Source organism: Klebsiella sp. K47 (assembly GCF_051858335.1).
GTDB classification, from domain to species: Bacteria; Pseudomonadota; Gammaproteobacteria; order Enterobacterales; family Enterobacteriaceae; genus Klebsiella; species Klebsiella pneumoniae.
Genome location: NZ_JBPYUI010000016.1, coordinates 66,043 through 85,601, shown reverse-complemented (window position 1 = coordinate 85,601; position 19,559 = coordinate 66,043). Strand labels below are relative to the sequence as shown.

Here is a 19,559-nt window from a genome sequence, read left to right as displayed (position 1 = left end):
TCAGACGCTGGCGCGGTCTATCACGCGCCAGTCCATCATCACCCGTTCGACGGCAGCGTCGGGATCGTCGATGCGTTTCATCAGTAGAGACACCGCCGTACGGCCGATCGCCCGGGAGGGCTGTTCGACGGTGGTCAGCTGCGGGGAGACCACTTCCGCCAGCTCGGTGCCATCGAAGCCGATCACCGCGATATCCTCCGGCACCCGCAGTCCGGCCTGGGCGATAGCCCGCAGCGCCCCGGCGGCGAGGGAGTCCGAAACGGCAAACACCGCATCGGGCTTCTCGTCTTGCGACAGCAGTTGCTCCATCGCCCGTTTACCGGCCGCCGCGCTAAGATCCTGCGCGTAGGTCACCTGCTGATACGCCAGACCGTGCACGTGCAGCACGCTTTTATAGCCGCGCTCGCGCAGACGGGCATAGCGATAGCTGAGGTCGTGATTAATGAGCGCGATGCGGCGGCGGCCGCTATCGGCCAACCGGGATACCGCCCCCTGAGCCGCCTCAACGTCGTTAATCCCGACGCAGGAGATGCTGCCGGTGTCGGCATACTCCGCGCACTGCACCCAGGGCGCGTCGCCAATCATGGTGGTCAGTTCCGGCAGGCTGGAGAGCGCGTTCATGGTAATAATGCCGTCGACCATTTTGCCGGAGAGCAGCTGCAGGCCCGAGGTCGAGCGGGCCAGATCCGACCCGGAGTTACACAGCAGAATGCGATAGCCATTCTTCTCCGCCTCTTCTTCTATCCCCTTCACCACCTCGGCGCAAAAGGGGTTAGCGATATTGGAGACCATCACCAGGATCATATTGCTGCGGGCGGTTCGCAGCTGACGCGCCAGCAGGTTCGGCTGATAGTTGCTCTCTTTGATCGCCTGCAGCACGCGCTCACGGTTTTTGGCTTTTACCGTATCGCTGTTGTTCAGCACCCGCGACACCGTGGCCACCGAGACGCCGGCCAGACGAGCAATTTTCTGAATAGACATAAACCCTGCACTTCCTGCGATAGAGGTGGATCCTGCAGGCTATCATAAATGAGCGCAGCCCGCGCCGCTAGCCGGGCTGCGTGCGAACTGGGAGCCTTACGCTTTTGCGATGCCAGGACGTTAACCGCTTTTGCAAAACATGACGGGATTGATTAGCACGCTTAGCGGGCTATCATGGTGGCGCTGATGTAATTTCGCAAAATGCAAAACTCACTCGGGTATGCTACGGCATTGGTATAGAAATGGGGTATTTTGAGCGCAATGAAAATGATTATTATCGCAGCGGCAATTATCACCGACAGTCAGGGACGCTGTCTTTTAGTGCGTAAGCGGGGAACTGAATATTTTATGCAACCCGGCGGCAAGCCTGAAATCGGCGAGACCCCGCACGCGGCGCTGATCCGCGAGCTGGAGGAGGAACTCAACTTCAGCGTCTCACCAGAAGAACTGGTCCAGGTAGGCCGTTTCACTGATGCGGCGGCAAACGAGCCAGGTCATCTTGTCTCTGCGGATGTCTTTCTGATAGCCACGAACAGGGTAAGCTTTACACCGACGATGGAAATAGAAGAAGTGATCTGGTTTACGCCGGGTCAGGATCGGCATATTAAGCTTGCTCCCCTTACCGAAAACCACCTGCTCCCTCTGCTGAAAGGGGTGTAACCACCCCAAACGCATCGAAAGTTTTGGCTCATTTATCTGCAAGTAAAAATCCACACCATCCTCGTCTTGAAGTATTTACGGCTACCTGTAGGCAGAGCCAATCCATGCGGCCCCCCTAACTCTCTCCGTGACCTGTTTGTCCGCTTTGTACCATCACTATTCCGCACAGACTGCTGACGAGTTCTCCTTAAACATTAACGCGTCTTTATGCATGGGCCTCTGCTGTTTTGTACGCCAGATCATATTTTGCCCGCGCCTTCTTTCACTCTGAGCATCAAACAGCGCAACTTCACCTTACAAAAAAGGGAATATCCGCCTGAAAAAACACAAATTAAAAAACAAATTTAAAACAAAATGTTAACAAAATAGTGTGTGGCTGCGCTTTTTTTGACTTATTGTGCTGTTTTTTTTTAACCAATTACTGCTCATTCAGCGAGAAAATTCCTGGTCGCAATGGATAATTCTTAAGCTGCGTTCGCTATAAAATCCTGCCCATTAAGATTTTTCTTATTAATAAGAGCAGGTTAGTATGATTCGCAGTATTTTTTGACTTTAAGAATTTACACATTTTTCAGCAAAATAACCACCTTGAAATTAAAGTTGTCACATTTATTAACTAGCCATAATATAGCCACATCATTGAACGATAAGGTAAGACAATATAGGGAAATAAATCGACACATGGTTCCACAGAAATATGAGAAGGCATACTGTATTAGCTGCCAGTATCAGTGCGAAATCTATCCACGACCTACGATAAAATCGATTAGATGTATTGAAACTCACTATTGCGTGTGGCCTGATAAAAACATCTACTTAAAAAATGGCGTGCATTTTTTTTTAATTAACAAGCATTACAACTTCTCTAATTCTGGATATGTTTTTGTTGATTTTTCTCGCTACAACATCAGATTATTCACCAATGATAAATGGATTGAATATCTGATCAAAACAGGATTGCGGATAGTTTTGATTGCCGACAGATTAGCGCAACCACTGGCGTTGTACTGGAAACACCGTTGTCAGCAAATACTTTCAATTATCTATACCAGCGATACCCGAAATGAGATTGAAAGGAAAATACATCTTTCCTTTCTCGGCCAAAAAGATGGACGCGGCTATCGTCAGAAACTAAGCGCTCAAGAGGTATTGGTACTCGATCTTTTACTTGCAGAGAAGTCAGTTAAAGAGATAGCACAAGAATTGCAGATGGCAGAAAAAAGAATCTACGCAATCAAGCTCAGCTTGCAGAATAAGATGGGAGGCAGAGGGAAGTTAAACATTATTTTATCTGGATAAAGTCATTATCAGTATTTATAGCAATAACTCCATAAATGGAACTAACTTAATTATTCTCAGGAAATTGAAAATGAAAAAAATCGTATTAGCAGGTGTTGCGGCTGCGGCTCTTATCTCTTCCAACGCAATGGCTGACGTAACTGCTTCCGCCACTGCAAGCTGGGATGCAAGCGCAACGAAAGACACCACCAGCGCGCTAGTTGTCACTCCGCTGAAATCCCTGAATTTCCAGTACGCGGAAGGGATTAAAGCGTTTAACTCTCAGAAAGGCGCTTTTGACATCACCATCCAGGGCCAGTCTGGCGCGACTGACTTTACGCTGACCTCTCAGATCGTGAGCAACACCCTGAGCCGTACCACTGACGCCTCTACTCTGGCCGTCGGTGTGAACTGGAACGGCAACGCGCTGAACAAATCCACCCCGGTAACGATGATTGATACTTCCAACAACATTTCCGCGGGTCTGGATGCGCTGGCTGTCGCGACCGCCTTCGCAGGCGCCGATCGCGTCAGCACTCAGGGTAACTTCGATTTCACTATCGACTCCGCGACTTCTGACGGCAGCACTGCCGCTGAGTTCAAAGATTTAACCGACGGTTACTGGAGCGGCGACGTTCGCGTTCAGTTTAATGCGGTCTGGACTATCTAATCAGGTGTAGCCAACACCTGTCCGGTAAGACAAGGAGGCCTCGGCCTCCTTATAAGGATGCGCCATGAAACTGAATCCATTATTCCTCTCTCTCTTTTTATTCACCGTGACGCCCTCCTCCCATGCGATTAATGTCGGAGACGTCACCTCAATAATGGGGCCGGATGCCTCGACTCTGGCAAAAGAAATCATTAATACCACCGATACGGCGCGTTACGTTAGCGTCAGCGTGGAGCGTATCTCATCGCCTATGGCCGGTGGCACGGTTATCCCGATGGCGAACAGATCGGAATTATTATCAACACCCGCCAGCCTGATATTACCCGGCAATGCTAAAGAGAACTTTCGTTTTTTTTACAAAGGACCTCAGGATAACCAGGAACGTTACTACCGAATATCCTGGACCGATGAGCCGGTAACCGAGTTTGAAGCCAGTAAAAAGAAAAAACAGGGCGAGGCAACGACTTCAGCCATTATTGGTACCATTCTGGTGGTCGCGCCGCGAGAAGAAAGATTTGACTATCGTCGCGATAATGACACGGTAACCAATACTGGTAACGCTTCATTCCGTGTGATCTCCTACGGTCCCTGTCGTGATAAAGCGAAGGATGAGGGACAAGGCTGCCGTGAGCGATATTATGTCATGCCTGGTGTCAGCGTAAAAATAAAGCATACCGATCTCACCAATAAAAAAACGCGAATTGGAATATGGCACGGTGAGCAATATATAAATGTAAACTGAGTAACATCATGGATAATCTTGGTTATGTCAAAGGGACGTTGTTCGCTGGGTTATTGATTACAGTAAACCAGGGTTGGGCAGCTAATGCTACAGCGCCAGTCAAAGTCAGTAACTATATTATTCCTTCGGTATTTGCTAACGCGTTATATCAGGGCATGTCGGTCCCTGTTTTTATTCGTTATGAAGGCGATAATAGTACCCAACGCAGTCAGCAAAAAATCGCTGATGCCATCCTGACCATCAAGGATAATGAGTTTCGCCTGAATCAGATCGCGCTCAGCGATCTGCCGGAGCGAACCGAACTATCACCTCAGATTAAATCATTGCTCAACGAGATGCAGGATAAAAGCATCGGCGACGGTCAGCGCGTTTATATCAACAAAGACGCCTCACTTTCACTTGATACGCGTTCCTTTTATCTCGAGCTGACGGTTAACCGGGCAGCCATGCAGGCCGCTATTTTGCCGCGTACCAATATGCTTGGAGAATCTACCGCCCAGAATCTCTCGAGCGTGCTGAATTACTCGATGGGGAGCTATTACAACAAATATGAGAATACCGATAACGCCAGCAGCTATCTGACGCTGGATAATACCTGGTCGCTGCGGGAACACCATCTGAACTTTAACGGTTCTCTTTACGGGATAGGTACCGGCAACCAGGAGAGTAAACTGTATCGCTCGATGTACGAACGTGACTATCAGGGACGCCGCCTGGCAATGGGTATGGTGGATACATGGAATCTGCAATCGATTGCCAGCATGAGCGCCCTGAATTCCAGCCGTATTTACGGCGTCAGCTATGGCAATAAAAGCAGTTCACAAACGCAGGACAATACGCTTGCTCTGGTGCCCGTCACGGTGTTTCTCCCGGCCGCTGGTGAAGTACACGTCTATCGTGACGGCAAACTGCTCAGCATTCAAAACTTCTCGATGGGTAGCTACGAGCTCGATACGTCGCGTCTGCCATTTGGCATCTACAACGTTGATATCCAGGTGGTAGTTAACGGGCGCGTGGTCAGCAGCCGGACGGCGAACATCAATAAAACGTTCGCCCGTAAATCGAGCGTGACCGGCGATCTCTCGTGGCAAACCTTCGGCGGCAGCCTCGAATACAACAAGATGGACTATCGCCACAAATACAACATCAATTATGGCACAAAGAATACATGGATAGCCGGGATCGCCGCGGCAACCAGCCAACCCTGGCTTTCCGGCGTCAATCTGAAAACCACGCTCTACGGTTTTGACACTAACGGCGTCAATGAAACGGAAGCGAACGTTATTTTCAACGACGCGTTCAGTTTTAACCAGCAGGGGCTGCTCGCTACCGACGGCAGCTGGCAGAGTACCTCCACCTTTAATATGAGTTTACCCGACGGTTACGGCAACCTGTGGGGGTCGCGCCAGTACAGTTCCATCGGTAACGCGCTCCCGATGCAGCAGAATGACTACGTGACCATCGGCGCCAATGCCAATCTGCGCAAAATCGCGCCGTTCCTCGGTACGCTGAGCGTCAGCCGAACCAATAACAAATATACCGGCAGCACCTATACCAACGTCGATTACGACCAATCGCTGTTAGCCAATCGCTATGCGACCGTGTCGCTGCGCGCCGGTATTCAGAACTATCAATACAACAACCATGAAAATCTGCGTGATAAGTACGTCAATATTGATGTCTCTATCCCCTTCTCTACCTGGCTCAGCACCGGCGTGTCCAGCCAGAATGGAAACATGCTGGCGAACGCCACGCTGCGCAAAAGCTTTGACGACAGCGCTATTACCCAGGTGGGAGCATCGGTTTCGAAGCAGATTAAACAGAATAAAAATGACGATAGCCGCTATCGTTCCGACGATTACGCCGCCAATGGTTACGTCAGCTATGACACCAAATATAACGCTGGCACCGTCTCCGTTAGCCGCTCATCGCAGCACAGTTCAAACTACAGCCTGAGCTCGCAGGGCAGCCTGGCCTGGACGGAAAAAAATGTTTATGTCGGCAAAGGCACTCAAACCGCAGGCCTGGTGGTGAATACCAATTTCAGCGGCAAGGGGAGGATGATGGCGCAGATCAACGGCCAGAACTACCCGCTGACCGGCAAAAGCAACTTCATCAGTCTTCCGCCCTACGCCGAATACAAGGTGGAGCTGATGAACGACAAAAATTCGGAAGACAGCGTCGACATCGTTAACGGCCGGCGGAACAAAGTCGTGCTCTATCCCGGCAACGTCAGCGTGATTAACCCGGAAATCAAACAGCTCGTCACCGTATTTGGCCGGGTGAAAGATCGCCGCGGTGGTTACTACGCCAACGCCGATATACATAACCACATTGGTAAAACACGCACCGACGAACTCGGCGAGTTCGCCATGGACGTTGATAAGCGCTATCCGGTGATTACCCTGGTCGATAAATTCGGCGGTATTTGCGAAGTGGATTTGGATCTGCGAGAAGCGAAAGGTGCCGTATGGGTCGGTGAGATCCCTTGTGAGATCCAACAACAAACGGCATCAGTGACTGGAGATATTAAGAATGTCTATTAAACCCCAGGCCATCATGCTGCTGGCCGGCTGGCTGCTAGCCGCGCCGGCTATGGCACTTACCGCTACTAACGACGGGAGCGGCAGCAACACCTATATGTTTATCGACAACGATGTCGATGATGAATATTTCATCACCACCAGCTCCCTGTCCCCGCGCTTCACTGGAGCCAATATCTGGACGAAATATAAAACGAACCAGCGTAGTCTGGGATACATGGGCAACTCAGGCTGGAGTTACAGCAACCGCTATTTTGACCTCTGGATAGACAACTCCCCGATTAACCAACCGTTTCTCGGGCTCCGCTGCATGTCAACGGGCGCGAACTGCCCGGCTTCGGGCTATATCCCCGCCGATGTACTCGACAAAGACGGCTTCTATCACGCGATGTCCGGCAACAGCGTGGCCAATGGTTACTACGGCGCCGGGGTGCTGAGTCAGTCGGCATATGAGTATTTTCGTAATCGGCCGGTGGGAACCATCGATAGTTTGCAGTTGAATCTTTGCTATATGGACTCCAAAGCTGATTATGACTTTGCTTCCGGCGTTCGCTGTAAAGATCTCCCCAGCGGAGGAAAGTGGGTTTACTACACGATGAACCTCGAAAAGGTCTCGCATCTGACCTTAAACAGTACCGGCGCGATGGCGGAAGTGTGGATTGCCAGCGACGGTACGCCAAGCGTCAACCTCGGCTCTGAATTGTGCCAGATGGGGGTGGTAGGGAGCGCTTCGGGGATCATTTGTAAAATGGTGTCTTACAGCTTTCAGGAAACCAAAACCCTCACCACTTCGCTTGATTTCCGGATGGTTATCGATACGACGCTGCTGGGATTTTCCCCTTCTTCGTCTGACGTCAAGTACAGCGGTGATGGCGCCAGCTGGACCAATTTCGGCTCGACTAGCACCTATAACAAGGTCTTCAAACCGTCAGGGGAGTACATCTATGTCTTTCTGTCCAACGCTTTTTTCAAAAAAGCTCTCAAGGCGGGCACAGATTTAACCAACAAAGATGAGCTGTTCACCTTTTATTTTGATAACTCCGTGACTCCTCAATCAGGTTATTATCAGTTTACGCCATCAACACTAATTAACATCATCCCGCGTGAATACGGCATCAGCATTATCGCCAGCGACGGGAGTGCTCATCCAAAAGCATCTGGCAAGATCGGTAGCGAAACGCCCATCACCTTTGAGTATAAAGTTACTACCTCCGCGTCGCGTCAGGCGGACAGCATCACCGCCCAGGTGACTGGCGACGCCATCAACATATATGGTCAGCCATACTGTCTGTTTACCTCAGCAGACGAGACGCTAAAAGTGCCGGTCCCGGCCTTCCTCGAATGGACTTCCGCTGCCGGTAACGCGGTAAGAGTGCGCAACAGCTGCGGTGAAAACCCCGTTGATATGACCAACGCCGCCTGGGTTCAGACGGCCTGGAACGCCAACGTCAACGATGGTTTCTTTTTTACCACCACGCTGAAACTGCTGTTTCCGATGGATGACTCGCATTCACAGTTCACTACTGATGGTCATGACTGGATGGGAACCGTCAGCGCCACCGGGGATGTAAAAGTGACCGCCACCTGGGTTGGCGTCGATCGGGGGGTATGATGAAGAAAATGCTTTTCATCGGATTGTGCGGGCTGTGTATTCAGCCCGCTTCCGCGGTGTACTTTGATTCCATCATTTATGATATGGATGCCAGTAAAGATTTTATCTCCCGGCCGTTAGTCAATGATACAAGCAGCAATAACTTATATACCATCTCGGCTTACAAAATCGCCAGGCCGGGCAACGGTAATGAACGGCCGGTGCCCGGTCAGGACAAAGACCTGGTCTGGTCGCCGCTGCAGTTCACCGTACAGGCCAATGGCCAGGAGTATTTTAAACTCTATTACCGTGGGCCTGGAGATGACATTGAGCGATATTATCGGGTGATCTTTAAAGAAACGCCCGTCACGGTTTTTCCCTGGCGCATGGAGCAGAAAAAACTGAATATTGTCCCTTCGGTATCGATGAGCACCATTCTCATTGTTCGCCCTCGAAAAACGCGTTTCCAGTATGAGATCAACGAAGCCACGGGCACCATTAAAAATACCGGCAATACCTATTTCAGAGTCATTCTCCAGAAAGGTTGTAATGGTGATGATGAAAGCTCTACACAGTTTTATATGCTGCCAGGGGATAGCTGGACAGGCCCTGAGGCGAAGAATAGCAACAGGAAATATATCGTCGCATTAGGCCGTTATCATAAATTAGGTGATGGCTGTTTCATGGATGCGCCGGGTTAATCACGGCTAATCCAGCGCGGGGATAGTATGCCTGAAGCGCAGATTGCGCAGGCGATTGAGCCCGCCGAACTTCTTGCATAAAGAGTATTGAAAGCGGTAGACGCTGCGGGTATCGCACGCCATGATACGGGCGATATCCTGGCTGGAATGCCCCTCTGCAAGCAGGCACAGCGTCTTCATTTCATGCTCCGTCAGCGACGGTGTGCGCCTGCACAGAAGGTTCCGCCCCAGCATAACGCGTTTTATTTTATTAATTAAGTTGCTTAAGTCACTATTCACTTCCACTACTGCCCAGGAAAACCCGGAACGCAGCCTCCAAAAATTAGCCATTGGCAGCATGTTTTTATCTGCTATCAGAATGATTTTCAGACCACTATCCCGCAATTTCCTGGTCCAGCACTCATTCAGAAAGTACAATATATTTCCCAATGAAAAATCCACCACCACTATACCTTCAGGTACAAAACAGGTGAGTTCACGGAAAACCAGATCATTTACTGCCCGTTTAAAAAAATAGTTCCTGTCTGGCCACACAGAAAATTTCTTCTCTCCACAGAGAGTGCGCTCTATTTTATTTTTCGCTTCAATCCGGCAGTTTAATCCACAGGCGATACATTTAATCTCACAGTTACACCCTCTCATTATAATCACCTCGCAAGTCATTAAAAAATTTAGTAAAGATACATAAGCAATATCAAACACTCTGTAAACAATAAACCCAAGGTGTATTTTATTTACTATAAAATAATAAAATAAAGATTAATGTATAATACCCTTGCACAAGCAGATAAATATCAACACAAGCAATCAAAAGTTTAAAAAAAAACTGAAATTTAACCTCATACTGTTCCTATGTTTAGCTGCCATGCTTATGCATTACAGCTAATAAATATCATATTTATTATTTTGATGCCTGTCAGTAAAGATAAACGTGATATGCAAACCAGCGGCTAAATCAGTCTGGGCCTGCTGTCGGAGCGATGGAGGATGTGAAGAGTAAATAAAATTTGTTTCTGCCGTAGCGAACTGTGCGAGGAATGCCTGAATCATTGTGAATTCAGCATGAACGTTGCTTATAGGGATAAGGATCCCCGCCGTAGCCCGATAAACACGTCTAAGGGTTGCCAGCTTATCCGGTGTGGAAGAGCGCAGCCATAGAGGTGGATCCTGCAGGCTATCATAAATGACCTCTGGTCAGCCTGGCGCGAAAGCGCGGGAACGCGCGAGAAAACTATTAATAATCAGGGCTTCTCTCCCGCCCCGTTAACGCGCATCCTTTTGCCGTTTCATATTCTCATTAGCGCAGGAGGCGCAACAGACCGCCTGCGCCCCATTTTTTCTTTTATGATTAAGGATGATATCCCCATGAGGCTCACCACCGCGGTTCTCGCCCTCAGCTGTGCCCTGGCAACGATCACCGGCTGCACCTCGTCAAAATCGTCACCGGAACGCCATGCCTACGCCTTCGTCGCCCACCGCTCCGATTTTGTCGGCGGCAACTTCACCGTCAACCGCCAGGAAAATTACCGTTTAAACCTGCCGACCTTTACGGCGATGTATGCCCGCGGACAGCAGGATAAAGCCGCTGGCATGAGCGAAAGTGATGCCCGCCGCACCGCGGAAGCCATCAAACAGCAGGCGGCGCAGGGCACCCGCACCGAGCACGCCTTCACCGGCAATGCCAGCGACAAATGGGATAATGCGATGGAAAATAAAGATGCCGTCCTGTTCGGCAACGAGCTCTCCGGTGCCTATCTCGACGGCTATCTTGGGGTGAAATAATCCTGCGCCCCGCCTGCGCTCAGCGTTCGACGCTGACCCAGCGCTGTTCCTGATGGCTTTTGACGATCGCCTCGATGATGTACATCACATCGGCGCCGTCGTCGAAAGCGGCGAAGCGCCGGGCCCCGGCCGCCGGCATCTTCCCGGCGCGCACCGCCTGATAAAAATGCCCCATCATATTCTTAAAGGCGTCCGGCCAGCCCTCAATGTGGCCGCCGGGGTAATGGGCGCTGTCAGCGATTTCCGGCCGCAGCAGGCTCGGGTCATCGCTGAGCAGGCGATCCGGCTGCTCGCGGTGGCCGATCCACAGCCGCTGGGGCACTTCCTGATCCCAGGCCAGAGAACAGAGGCTGCCGTTAATCTCCACCGCCAGACGGTTTTTCCGCCCGGCGCTCACCTGAGAGACCATAAAGCTGCCCTTGCTGCCATCGTCAAAACGCAACAGCACCGAGCCAAAGTCCTCGGTATCGACAGGCCGCGTTTCATATGCCTGCGCCTCGTGAACGGCGCTGAAGGTCGCTTTGCCATTGACCGGCGCTTTACGCGTTGGCCAGACGATAGACAGATCCGCCATCACCTCGACAATCCGCCGACCGGTCATAAACTGCACGGTATCGCACCAGTGGGAGCCGATGTCGGCCACCGTCCGCGACGCGCCCCCCTGCGCCGAATCGACCCGCCAGTTGTAGTCGGTCTCCAGCAGCATCCAGTCCTGTAAATAGCTGCCGTGCGCCGCGAAGATTCTGCCGACCTCGCCATGGCGGATCATCGCCGCCGCCTGCTGGACCATAGCGAACTGGCGGTAGACGAAGCTGACGCCATGCACCACGCCGGCCCGGGCGGCAAGCGCCACCAGCTCCCGCGCCTCCTCCGCCGTCATACACAGCGGTTTTTCGGAGAAGACGTGCAGCCCGGCGGCGAGGATCTGCCGGTTAATCTGGGCATGTAGATGGTTGGGCGTACAGTTATGCACCACCTGCAGCCCTGGATGGGCCAGCAGCGCCTCCACGCTGTCGTAGGCATGGGCAATGTTCAGCGCTCGCGCCTTGCGCTGCGCCGCCTCAAGGCGGCTGTCGCACAACGCCACCACCTCGACATCTCCCAGCCGCCGCAGCGCCTCCAGATGCGCCGGGCCAATAAACCCTGCCCCGATAATCGCAACCTGAATCATGTTACTCCCTCCCGCCGGCGGCAAAGTCATCGAAGGCCCGTCCGGCAACGGGAATGATATGGCGGCGGATAAACTCGCTGCCCTCGCGCGCGCCGGTCTCACTATCCTTCAGGCAGCACTCCCACTCCAGCACCGCCCAGCCGGCAAAATCATATTCGGTCAGCTTACTGAACACCCCTTTGAAGTCGATCTGCCCGTCGCCGGGAGAGCGGAAACGCCCGGCCCGCTGCTGCCAGGGCTGGTATCCACCGTAGACGCCATTGCGCCCGTTGCGGCGAAATTCGGCGTCCTTGACGTGAAACGCTTTAATACGCGCATGATAGATATCGATATAGGTCAGGTAGTCCATCTGCTGCAGATGCAGGTGGCTCGGGTCATAGAGCATATTGCAGCGCGGATGGTTATCCACCAGCGCAAGAAAACGCTCAAAGGTCACGCCATCGTGCAGGTCTTCGCCGGGGTGGATCTCATAGCAGACATCGACCCCCTGCTCGTCGAAGAGGTCCAGCAGCGGCCGCCAGCGCCGGGCCAGCTCGGCAAAGGCCTCATCCAGAAGCGGCTGATTGTGCGGCGGCCACGGATAAAAAAAGGGCCATGCCAGCGCCCCGGAAAAGGTCGCGTGCGCCTGCAGCCCCAGGCGGCCGGAGGCTACCGCCGCCTGGCGCACTTTCTCCACCGCCCAGCGCTGGCGCGCCTGCGGATCGCCATGCAGCGCCGCCGGGGCAAAGGCGTCAAACGCCGCGTCATACGCTGGATGCACCGCCACCAGCTGTCCTTCAAGGTGAGTGGACAGCTCGCTGATCACCAGCCCATGCTCCGCCAGGATGCCGCTGACCTCGTCGCAGTAGGTCTGGCTCGCCGCCGCCCGCTCGACATCAAAAATCGCCGGGTGGTTGCAGGGGATCTGCAATGCCTTGTACCCCAGGCCGGCGGCCCACTGCGCTATCCCCGCCAGGGTGTTGAACGGCGCCCGCGGCCCGATAAACTGCGCCAGAAAAATGCCCGGTCCCTTAATCGTTTTCATACCCCCTCCTGAAAAATTAGTGCGGCTCTTTCTCGTTGTACTGGAAAGAGAAAAGGAAAATCAGCGCGATAACCGCGGCGGCCACCGCCGGGATCCACCAGAAGGTCACCCAGGCCTGAGGCACGCTCTGGCCGGCCACCAGATGGTTATACAGCGCGCCGGAGATCTGCGAGCCCAGCAGCATGCCGATCCCGTAGGTGAACATCACAATCATGCTCTGCGCCTGGCCTTTTACCTTCTCGCCCGCCACGCGGTCGGTGTAGATAAAGCCAACGACAAAGAAAAAGTCATAGCACACGCCGTGCAGCAAAATGCCCAGATAGAGCAGGAAGCGCCCCTCCTCGCTGACTCCGAGAGCGAAAAAGGCGTAGCGGACGAACCACGCCGCCATGCCGATGAGCAGCATGTATTTCACCCCGAGGCGACGGAACAGCAACGGGATCACCAGCATAAAGACGATCTCTGACATCTGACCGAAGGACATCGCGGTGCTGACATCTTTGACGCCGGCATCCGCCAGATACGACGCGGTATAGGCGTAATAGGTGCCTAACGGCACGGAAATTAAGGTGGCGCAGAGGGAGAAAATCAGGAAATGGCGGGTTTTCAGCAGCGCGAAGGCGTCCGCGCACAGCAGGTCGCGAAACTGAACCGGCATGCCTTTGGCCGGCGCCGGGGTGTGCGGCAGCGTCAGGCTGTAGAGCGCCAGCGCGACCGAACAGAGCGCCGCCAGCGTGAAGATGCCGGTGGTATCAGAGATACCGGTCACCCCGATGCAGATCCCGGCGATAATCCAGCCGATGGTGCCGAACACGCGGACCACCGGGAAGGTTTTATCGACATTGGCCAGGCTGTGGAAGGCGATATTGTTGGTCAGCGCCAGGGTCGGCATATAGCACAGCGTATAGCCGAACAGCAGGCCAATCAGCAGGGCGCCGTTCTGCGCCACCAGCGCCTGCGGGACAAACCACAGGATCGCCGCCCCGGCCAGGTGCATCACCGCCATCACCTTCTGCGAGGCGAAAAAGCGATCCACCAGCATCCCCAGCACAAAGGGAGACAAGATGGAGGCGATCGGCCCGGCGGAGAACGCATCGCCGATCAGCAATGACATCTCATAGCGGGTCATCACCAGCCCCAGGGTCACCGACCAGCTGCCCCAGATAAAAAACTGCATAAACATCATTAACGACAGCCGCGGCACCAGAAAACGGTGGCTCACGCGGACACTTTCCCGACCTTCTGTTGTTGTGACCATGTTGCTCGCCCTCAGAAAAGTAATCGATTACAAAACCACTCAAAACAAAAGTAATCGATTACAAAAAGAAGATCGCCAGGCAAATGCGCCGCCTGCGAAGAGGATCACAATAAAAAGGCAGGCAGCCCCGCCGGACGGCGGGGCATCTCGCTTACGCCGGGCGGCGCAGCAGTTTGAAGGCGATAAACAGGAACAGGATCCACACCGGCAGCAGGATCGCCGACAGACGCATGCCGTCGATAGTGCACATCAGCGCCAGGATCAGCCCAAGGAAAGCAATGCAGAAGTAGTTGCTGGCGGGCGCCAGCAGCGCTTTGAACTTCGATTCGCGCCCTTTGCGGCGCTGGGCGGCGCGGAACTTAAGGTGCGCCATACAGATCATGATCCAGTTCAGCAGCAACGTCGCCACCACCAGGGCCATCAGCAGCCCCAGCGCTTCATGCGGCAGCAGGTAGTTCAGCACCACCACCAGCGAAGTGATAATTCCGGAGAGCAGCAGGGAGTTCACCGGCACGCCGCGCTTGCTGACGCGGGCGAGAAATTTCGGCGCATTACCCTGCACCGACAGGCCGAACAGCATCCGGCTGTTGGAGTACACGCCGCTGTTATACACCGACAGCGAGGCCACCAGAATGACGAAGTTCAGCGCGGAGGCCACCAGGTTGCTGTCCAGATTATGGAAAATCATCACAAACGGGCTGCTGTCGGATTTGATCTCCACCCACGGGTAGAGCGCCAGCAGCACCACCAGCGAACCGATATAGAACAGCAGGATACGATAGACCACCTGATTGACTGCTTTGGGAATGCTCTTTTCCGGGTTTTGCGCTTCGGCGGCGGTGATGCCGATAAGCTCCAGCCCGCCGAAGGAGAACATGATCACCGCCAGCGACAGAATAAGTCCGTGCCAGCCGGTGGCGAGGAAGCCGCCGTGTTTCCACAGATTGTCGAACCCGGCTTTGCTGCCGCCGTGGCCGCCGAACAGCATCCACAGGCCGAAGGCAATCATGCCGATAATCGCCAGCACCTTGATCAGCGCGAACCAGAACTCCGCTTCGCCATACAAGCGTACGTTGACCAGGTTGACGGCGTTAATAATGATGAAGAAAGCCGCCGCCCAAACCCAGGTGGGCACGTCGGGAAGCCAGTACTGCATATAGATCCCGGCGGCGGTCAGCTCCGCCATCCCTACCAGCACGAACATCACCCAGTAGTTCCAGCCGGAGAGAAAGCCGGCGAACGGCCCCCAGTATTTATAGGCAAAGTGGGCAAAGGAACCGGATACTGGCTCTTCCACCACCATTTCGCCCAGCTGACGCATGATCAGAAAAGCGACAATCCCGGCCACGGCGTAGCCCAGTAAGACCGCCGGACCGGCCATCTGGATAGCGGGACCAATGCCGAGAAACAGGCCGGTGCCAATGGCGCCGCCAAGGGCGATAAGTTGAATGTGTCGGTTCTGTAAACCGCGATGAAGCGTCGGGCCACTTTCCGTGACGGTCTCCGACGACGTTGACGCGTCTTTCACGTCGTTCCCCTGTGTGTTTTTGTGAAGGGGCACCTTTTATCACTTAGGGGGGATTGTCGCAAGTTGCGTGGGGCGAGCGTCAGCCGCCCGCCCCGCTTTTTTTAGCGTCAGAAGTCGTAGCTCATTGAGACGCGGACGGTACGCGGATCGCCTTCGAACAGGTAAGTACCGGTATCGTCAATGCCAGACCAGTACTTCTCGTTGGTCACGTTGGTCACCCCGACGCGCCAGATCATTTCGTTCTGGTCGGCGTTCAGACGCATACGATAGCGCAGGCCTAAATCCAGGGTGGTGTAGCTATCCAGCTTCTTGGTATTGGCCGCATCGGCATACTGCGAGCCGCTATGATTGACGCGCGCGGTGGCGGTCAGGCCTTCCACCGGCTTGATGTCATATTCGGCGCCGAGTACCGCGTAGAAGTTAGCCACCCCGATGGCATCTTTACCGTCGGTTGCGCCTTCAGCGGTTTTAGTCTGTTTGGCATCCAGCCAGACGGTACTGGCGTTAAGACGCAGTCCCAGCATCGGCTCGCCAAAGACGTTCATCTCTACGCCGCGGTTACGCTGCTCGCCGTCGAGGCCGTAATTGCCAGCGGTATCGGAAATGGCGTTCGGTTTTTTGATTTCAAACAGCGCCAGCGATCCTCCGATCGTACCGTAGTCGATCTTGACGCCCACTTCGTCCTGCTTCGAGTGCGCGATCCCGGTACTCTGCCCGGCATTGGCCGCCGTCGTCGGCGCCACAGAGCCCGGCTGCAGCGCTTCGGTATGGTTAGCATACAGCGACAGCTGCTCCCACGGCTTGTACACCAGGCCAAACGTCGGCATCCAGCGGCTTTGGGTATAACGCGAAGAGGTATCTTCCAGCCCGGTGGCGTTGCTGTAGTTGCGCACAACCACTTTCTGATGACGAGCAGCGGCGGTAAACAGCACTTTATCGTTAAAGAAGCCGAGGGTATCACTCAGCAGCCAGCCCTGCGTACGGCTGCGCGAGGTGACCAGCGGATCGTGGTAGTTGCCGCCAAAATAGGCGCTATCCGGCATCGCCACATCATGGTTGTCATAGATATTAGTGGTCGGGTTCCTGGCCGACATCCGCCAGGCGGTCGCATCGGTATGCACCTGCGCCGCATAGCCGAGGTTCACCTTATGCGAAATCGCGCCGGTATTGAAATCGCCGCGTACCCCGCCCATGCCGCTGATCGCGTCGATAATGCGGTTAGTATCCAGGCGGCCCACCGTCGCATCGCCGTTTTTATTCAGAAGCTTCGGCGCGCTGTAGGTACCAATTTCATGCGAATGCTGGCCGCCGAGGGCGCTGTATACCGTCCAGCTATCGGTCAGGTCATATTCTGCCTTCGCCATGCCGAACTCGCTTTCAATATCGCTATAGCCCCACTTCTGGCTGTAGTTTTTGCTGTTGTCCGGCAGCGCCGGAATGAAATCCACGCCGCTGATATTGACGCCCATCGTACCGCCGTGGAACGTTTTCTTCTGATAGCCGAAATCGAGCGAGGAGCGGAAACGGTCGCCGCGGTAATCAAGCCCCAGCGAAGCCAGCGTGGTACGGCGTTTATCATTATCGATAGCGCCTTCACCCTCGCGGTGCACCAGGTTGACCCGGGCGCCGAACTGGTTGTTGTCGCCGAAACGGCGCCCCAGGTCGAGGGTGCCGCCCACCTGAGAATCAGAGGTATAGTCGACGCCAACGCGTGCGGTCGGCAGATCTTCCGCCCGCTTCGGCTCGAGGTTAATCATCCCGCCGACGCCGCTGCTGGCCGCGCCGTTAAGCAGGCTGTTAGCCCCTTTGAAAATTTCAACGCGCTCCAGCATCTGGGTGTCCATCACCTGACGCGGCACCACGCCCGCCAGGCCGCCCATCGTCATGTCATCGCCATCGAGCTTAAACCCGCGGATTCGATAGGTCTCGGCGAAGTTGCCGTAGCCCTGTACGGCCTGCACGCCAGCGTCGTTACTGACGACATCGGCGATAGTTTTCGCCTGCTGATCCTGAATCAGCTTCGAGGTATAGCCGATGACGTTAAACGGGACGTCCATCGCTTTTTGTTCGCCAAGCATCCCCAGACGGCCGCCGTGGGCGATCTGGCCATCGAGGAATGCCGGAACCACCAGGTCGCCGCCGGATTTAAAATCGCTGGTTTCGTTAGCCTCGACGATGAGGGTCTCTTCGCCAGGCTGCTTCGCGGCGGCAGCGTCCGCGGCCATCGCCGTTTGACTGGCGGCGCCGATGGCTAAGGCCAGCAGCGTTTTACGCAGCGGGAAGGATGAATAGTGCGTGGTGTGCATAATTTGCCCCATGGATGAGGATAAATGAATCAAAGGGCCCGTCGCCGGACCCGTTATTTTTATTGCGCGTTCAGGTCGATACGTACGACGCTGTCCGGGCCTTTAGTGGAGTGGTCTTTATTGAAGGGCTGTTTGACGGTGACAAACAGCGTCTGACCATCGGCGGAAAGCAGCAGGCTGTTGGGATTGGCCGGCAGCGCCCAGCTTTTCTTCAGCGTGTAGCGGCTGGCGTCAAGGCTGATGACCTTGCCGGATTCACGCTGTGAAATATAAATTTCGTGGCGTTTCTTATTGAACTGCACCGCCAGCGAATCGCCGACGTCGAGCTGTTTAAGCAGCTTGCCGCTGTGGATATCCAGCACCAGAGTGGTTTTCGCTTTCGAGTTGTCGGTCACGAACAGACGGCCGGTGTCGCTATCTTCGGCCATATTAAGCAGCAGCGCCGGCTTGTCGCCCAGCGGCTTCCAGCGCTGTTCAATGCGTTGGTTACGCGGGTTGATCACCAGAATTTCACCGCTGCCGTTAGCGGCGTACACGCGACCGGTTTGCGCGGAGTAGTGCAGGCCGGTCATCCATTTACCGGTATTTTTAATCCGCGTTTTCAGCTTCAGGGTAGTGGCGTCAACCACCCAGATTTGCGCCGGGTCGGCGACCGCGCCAACGTAGAGAGTATTATTCAGCAACAGCAGCTGACGGGCCCCATAAGGGCGACCTTTTTCATTGCGCTCGCTGAACAGCAGGCGGTTTTTTACCTTGCCGGTGGCGGTGTCGATAGCGCTGATGCCGCCGTCCAGCGAATTGCTGACATACAGCGTTTTACCCTCCGCAGAGAGCTGTAAAGCGAAGTTTTTCAGATCGGTATGCGTCAGGCCGATGGTATTGAGGGTGTGCGGATCCAGTGTGTAAACCGCCCCGCCCTGTACATTTTTAAAGCCTTCAGCGCTGGCGACGTACAGCGCATCACCCTGCGGGCTTAACGCCATCTCGTACAGCCCTTCCGCTAGCTGGCGCTGCAGCGGTTGCGCCACGTTAGGGACTGGCGAGTCGACAACCGGTTGGGAAACGGCAGAGGAATGAGGCGTCGCGCAGCCGCTTAACGCCGCGCTGATGGCCAGCGTCAACGCCGGAAGTGTGTATTTCATTGGATCAACCCTATAAAAAATCAATGACCCGATGGACGCGCAGCGGCCGATATTGTGTGTTTCCAGCCTGCTGTCTTTACGTCACCCTACGCCTTCGCGACTCTTAGTGAACGACTCACTGGCGCAGCTCGAACCTTGCCAAAATTACGAATGAAAAAGAGAATGAGAACTATACTCATTAT

At 54.3% G+C, this 19,559-nt stretch carries 16 protein-coding genes; 8 read left to right on the top strand and 8 right to left on the bottom strand.

Features of this window, described 5'->3' with window-relative positions:
- Positions 1-981 carry a LacI family DNA-binding transcriptional regulator gene (locus tag RRF55_RS16590; RefSeq protein WP_004176981.1) on the bottom strand — a complete coding sequence of 327 codons (981 nt, stop codon included), beginning with the start codon at positions 979-981 and terminating at the stop codon, positions 1-3.
- Positions 982-1,242: 261 nt separating this feature from the next.
- Between RRF55_RS16590 and RRF55_RS16585 the strand changes: the two genes are divergently transcribed.
- The 7 genes from RRF55_RS16585 to RRF55_RS16555 all read left to right on the top strand — a co-directional run bounded on the left by RRF55_RS16585 (position 1,243) and on the right by RRF55_RS16555 (position 9,166).
- Entirely contained in the window at positions 1,243-1,641 is a 399-nt protein-coding gene (locus tag RRF55_RS16585; RefSeq protein WP_002892937.1) for an NUDIX hydrolase, read from the top strand.
- A 792-nt stretch (positions 1,642-2,433) separates the two neighbouring features.
- Positions 2,434-2,940, top strand: a complete 507-nt coding sequence (locus RRF55_RS16580; RefSeq protein WP_187439292.1) for a LuxR C-terminal-related transcriptional regulator — start codon at positions 2,434-2,436, stop codon at positions 2,938-2,940.
- Between the two features lie 70 nt (positions 2,941-3,010).
- Complete coding sequence (gene ecpA, locus RRF55_RS16575; protein WP_004151820.1) at positions 3,011-3,589, top strand: common pilus major fimbrillin subunit EcpA; 579 nt, start codon at positions 3,011-3,013, stop codon at positions 3,587-3,589.
- A 64-nt stretch (positions 3,590-3,653) separates the two neighbouring features.
- The gene (locus RRF55_RS16570; RefSeq protein WP_004152948.1) at positions 3,654-4,331 is read left to right on the top strand and encodes a hypothetical protein; all 678 of its coding nucleotides are present in this window, start codon (positions 3,654-3,656) and stop codon (positions 4,329-4,331) included.
- Between the two features lie 8 nt (positions 4,332-4,339).
- A complete protein-coding gene (locus RRF55_RS16565; RefSeq protein ID WP_004153314.1) occupies positions 4,340-6,877 on the top strand; it encodes a TcfC E-set like domain-containing protein in 2,538 nt (845 codons plus the stop codon).
- Positions 6,867-8,486: a hypothetical protein gene (locus RRF55_RS16560; protein ID WP_004176984.1), complete on the top strand. Its 1,620-nt coding sequence runs from the start codon at positions 6,867-6,869 to the stop codon at positions 8,484-8,486. Before RRF55_RS16565 ends, RRF55_RS16560 begins: the two co-directional genes overlap by 11 nt.
- Positions 8,483-9,166, top strand: a complete 684-nt coding sequence (locus RRF55_RS16555; RefSeq protein WP_004153315.1) for a hypothetical protein — start codon at positions 8,483-8,485, stop codon at positions 9,164-9,166. The genes RRF55_RS16560 and RRF55_RS16555 overlap by 4 nt, the downstream gene beginning before the upstream one ends.
- A 6-nt stretch (positions 9,167-9,172) precedes the next feature.
- Here RRF55_RS16555 and RRF55_RS16550 read toward each other — a convergent pair whose 3' ends face one another.
- Entirely contained in the window at positions 9,173-9,868 is a 696-nt protein-coding gene (locus RRF55_RS16550) for a helix-turn-helix transcriptional regulator (protein WP_004228166.1), read from the bottom strand.
- Between the two features lie 663 nt (positions 9,869-10,531).
- Here RRF55_RS16550 and RRF55_RS16545 point away from each other — a divergent pair.
- Positions 10,532-10,948 (top strand): Exc2 family lipoprotein, encoded by a 417-nt coding sequence (locus tag RRF55_RS16545; protein WP_004151814.1) that lies wholly within the window; start codon positions 10,532-10,534, stop codon positions 10,946-10,948.
- Between the two features lie 19 nt (positions 10,949-10,967).
- Here RRF55_RS16545 and RRF55_RS16540 read toward each other — a convergent pair whose 3' ends face one another.
- The 6 genes from RRF55_RS16540 to RRF55_RS16515 all read right to left on the bottom strand — a co-directional run bounded on the left by RRF55_RS16540 (position 10,968) and on the right by RRF55_RS16515 (position 19,377).
- Positions 10,968-12,119, bottom strand: a complete 1,152-nt coding sequence (locus tag RRF55_RS16540) for a Gfo/Idh/MocA family protein (protein WP_004151813.1) — start codon at positions 12,117-12,119, stop codon at positions 10,968-10,970.
- A 1-nt stretch (position 12,120) separates the two neighbouring features.
- Positions 12,121-13,143, bottom strand: coding sequence for a sugar phosphate isomerase/epimerase family protein (locus tag RRF55_RS16535; RefSeq protein WP_004151812.1), 1,023 nt, complete (start codon positions 13,141-13,143; stop codon positions 12,121-12,123).
- 16 nt (positions 13,144-13,159) lie between these two features.
- Positions 13,160-14,365 carry an MFS transporter gene (locus RRF55_RS16530; RefSeq protein ID WP_004198867.1) on the bottom strand — a complete coding sequence of 402 codons (1,206 nt, stop codon included), beginning with the start codon at positions 14,363-14,365 and terminating at the stop codon, positions 13,160-13,162.
- A 187-nt stretch (positions 14,366-14,552) separates the two neighbouring features.
- On the bottom strand, positions 14,553-15,929 hold the full coding sequence (pheP, locus tag RRF55_RS16525) for a phenylalanine transporter (protein WP_004151811.1): 1,377 nt from the start codon (positions 15,927-15,929) through the stop codon (positions 14,553-14,555).
- A gap of 107 nt (positions 15,930-16,036) precedes the next feature.
- The gene (locus RRF55_RS16520; protein WP_064153152.1) at positions 16,037-18,235 is read right to left on the bottom strand and encodes a TonB-dependent receptor; all 2,199 of its coding nucleotides are present in this window, start codon (positions 18,233-18,235) and stop codon (positions 16,037-16,039) included.
- A 59-nt stretch (positions 18,236-18,294) separates the two neighbouring features.
- Entirely contained in the window at positions 18,295-19,377 is a 1,083-nt protein-coding gene (locus tag RRF55_RS16515; RefSeq protein ID WP_004147457.1) for a YncE family protein, read from the bottom strand.
- Positions 19,378-19,559: the final 182 nt, after the last annotated feature.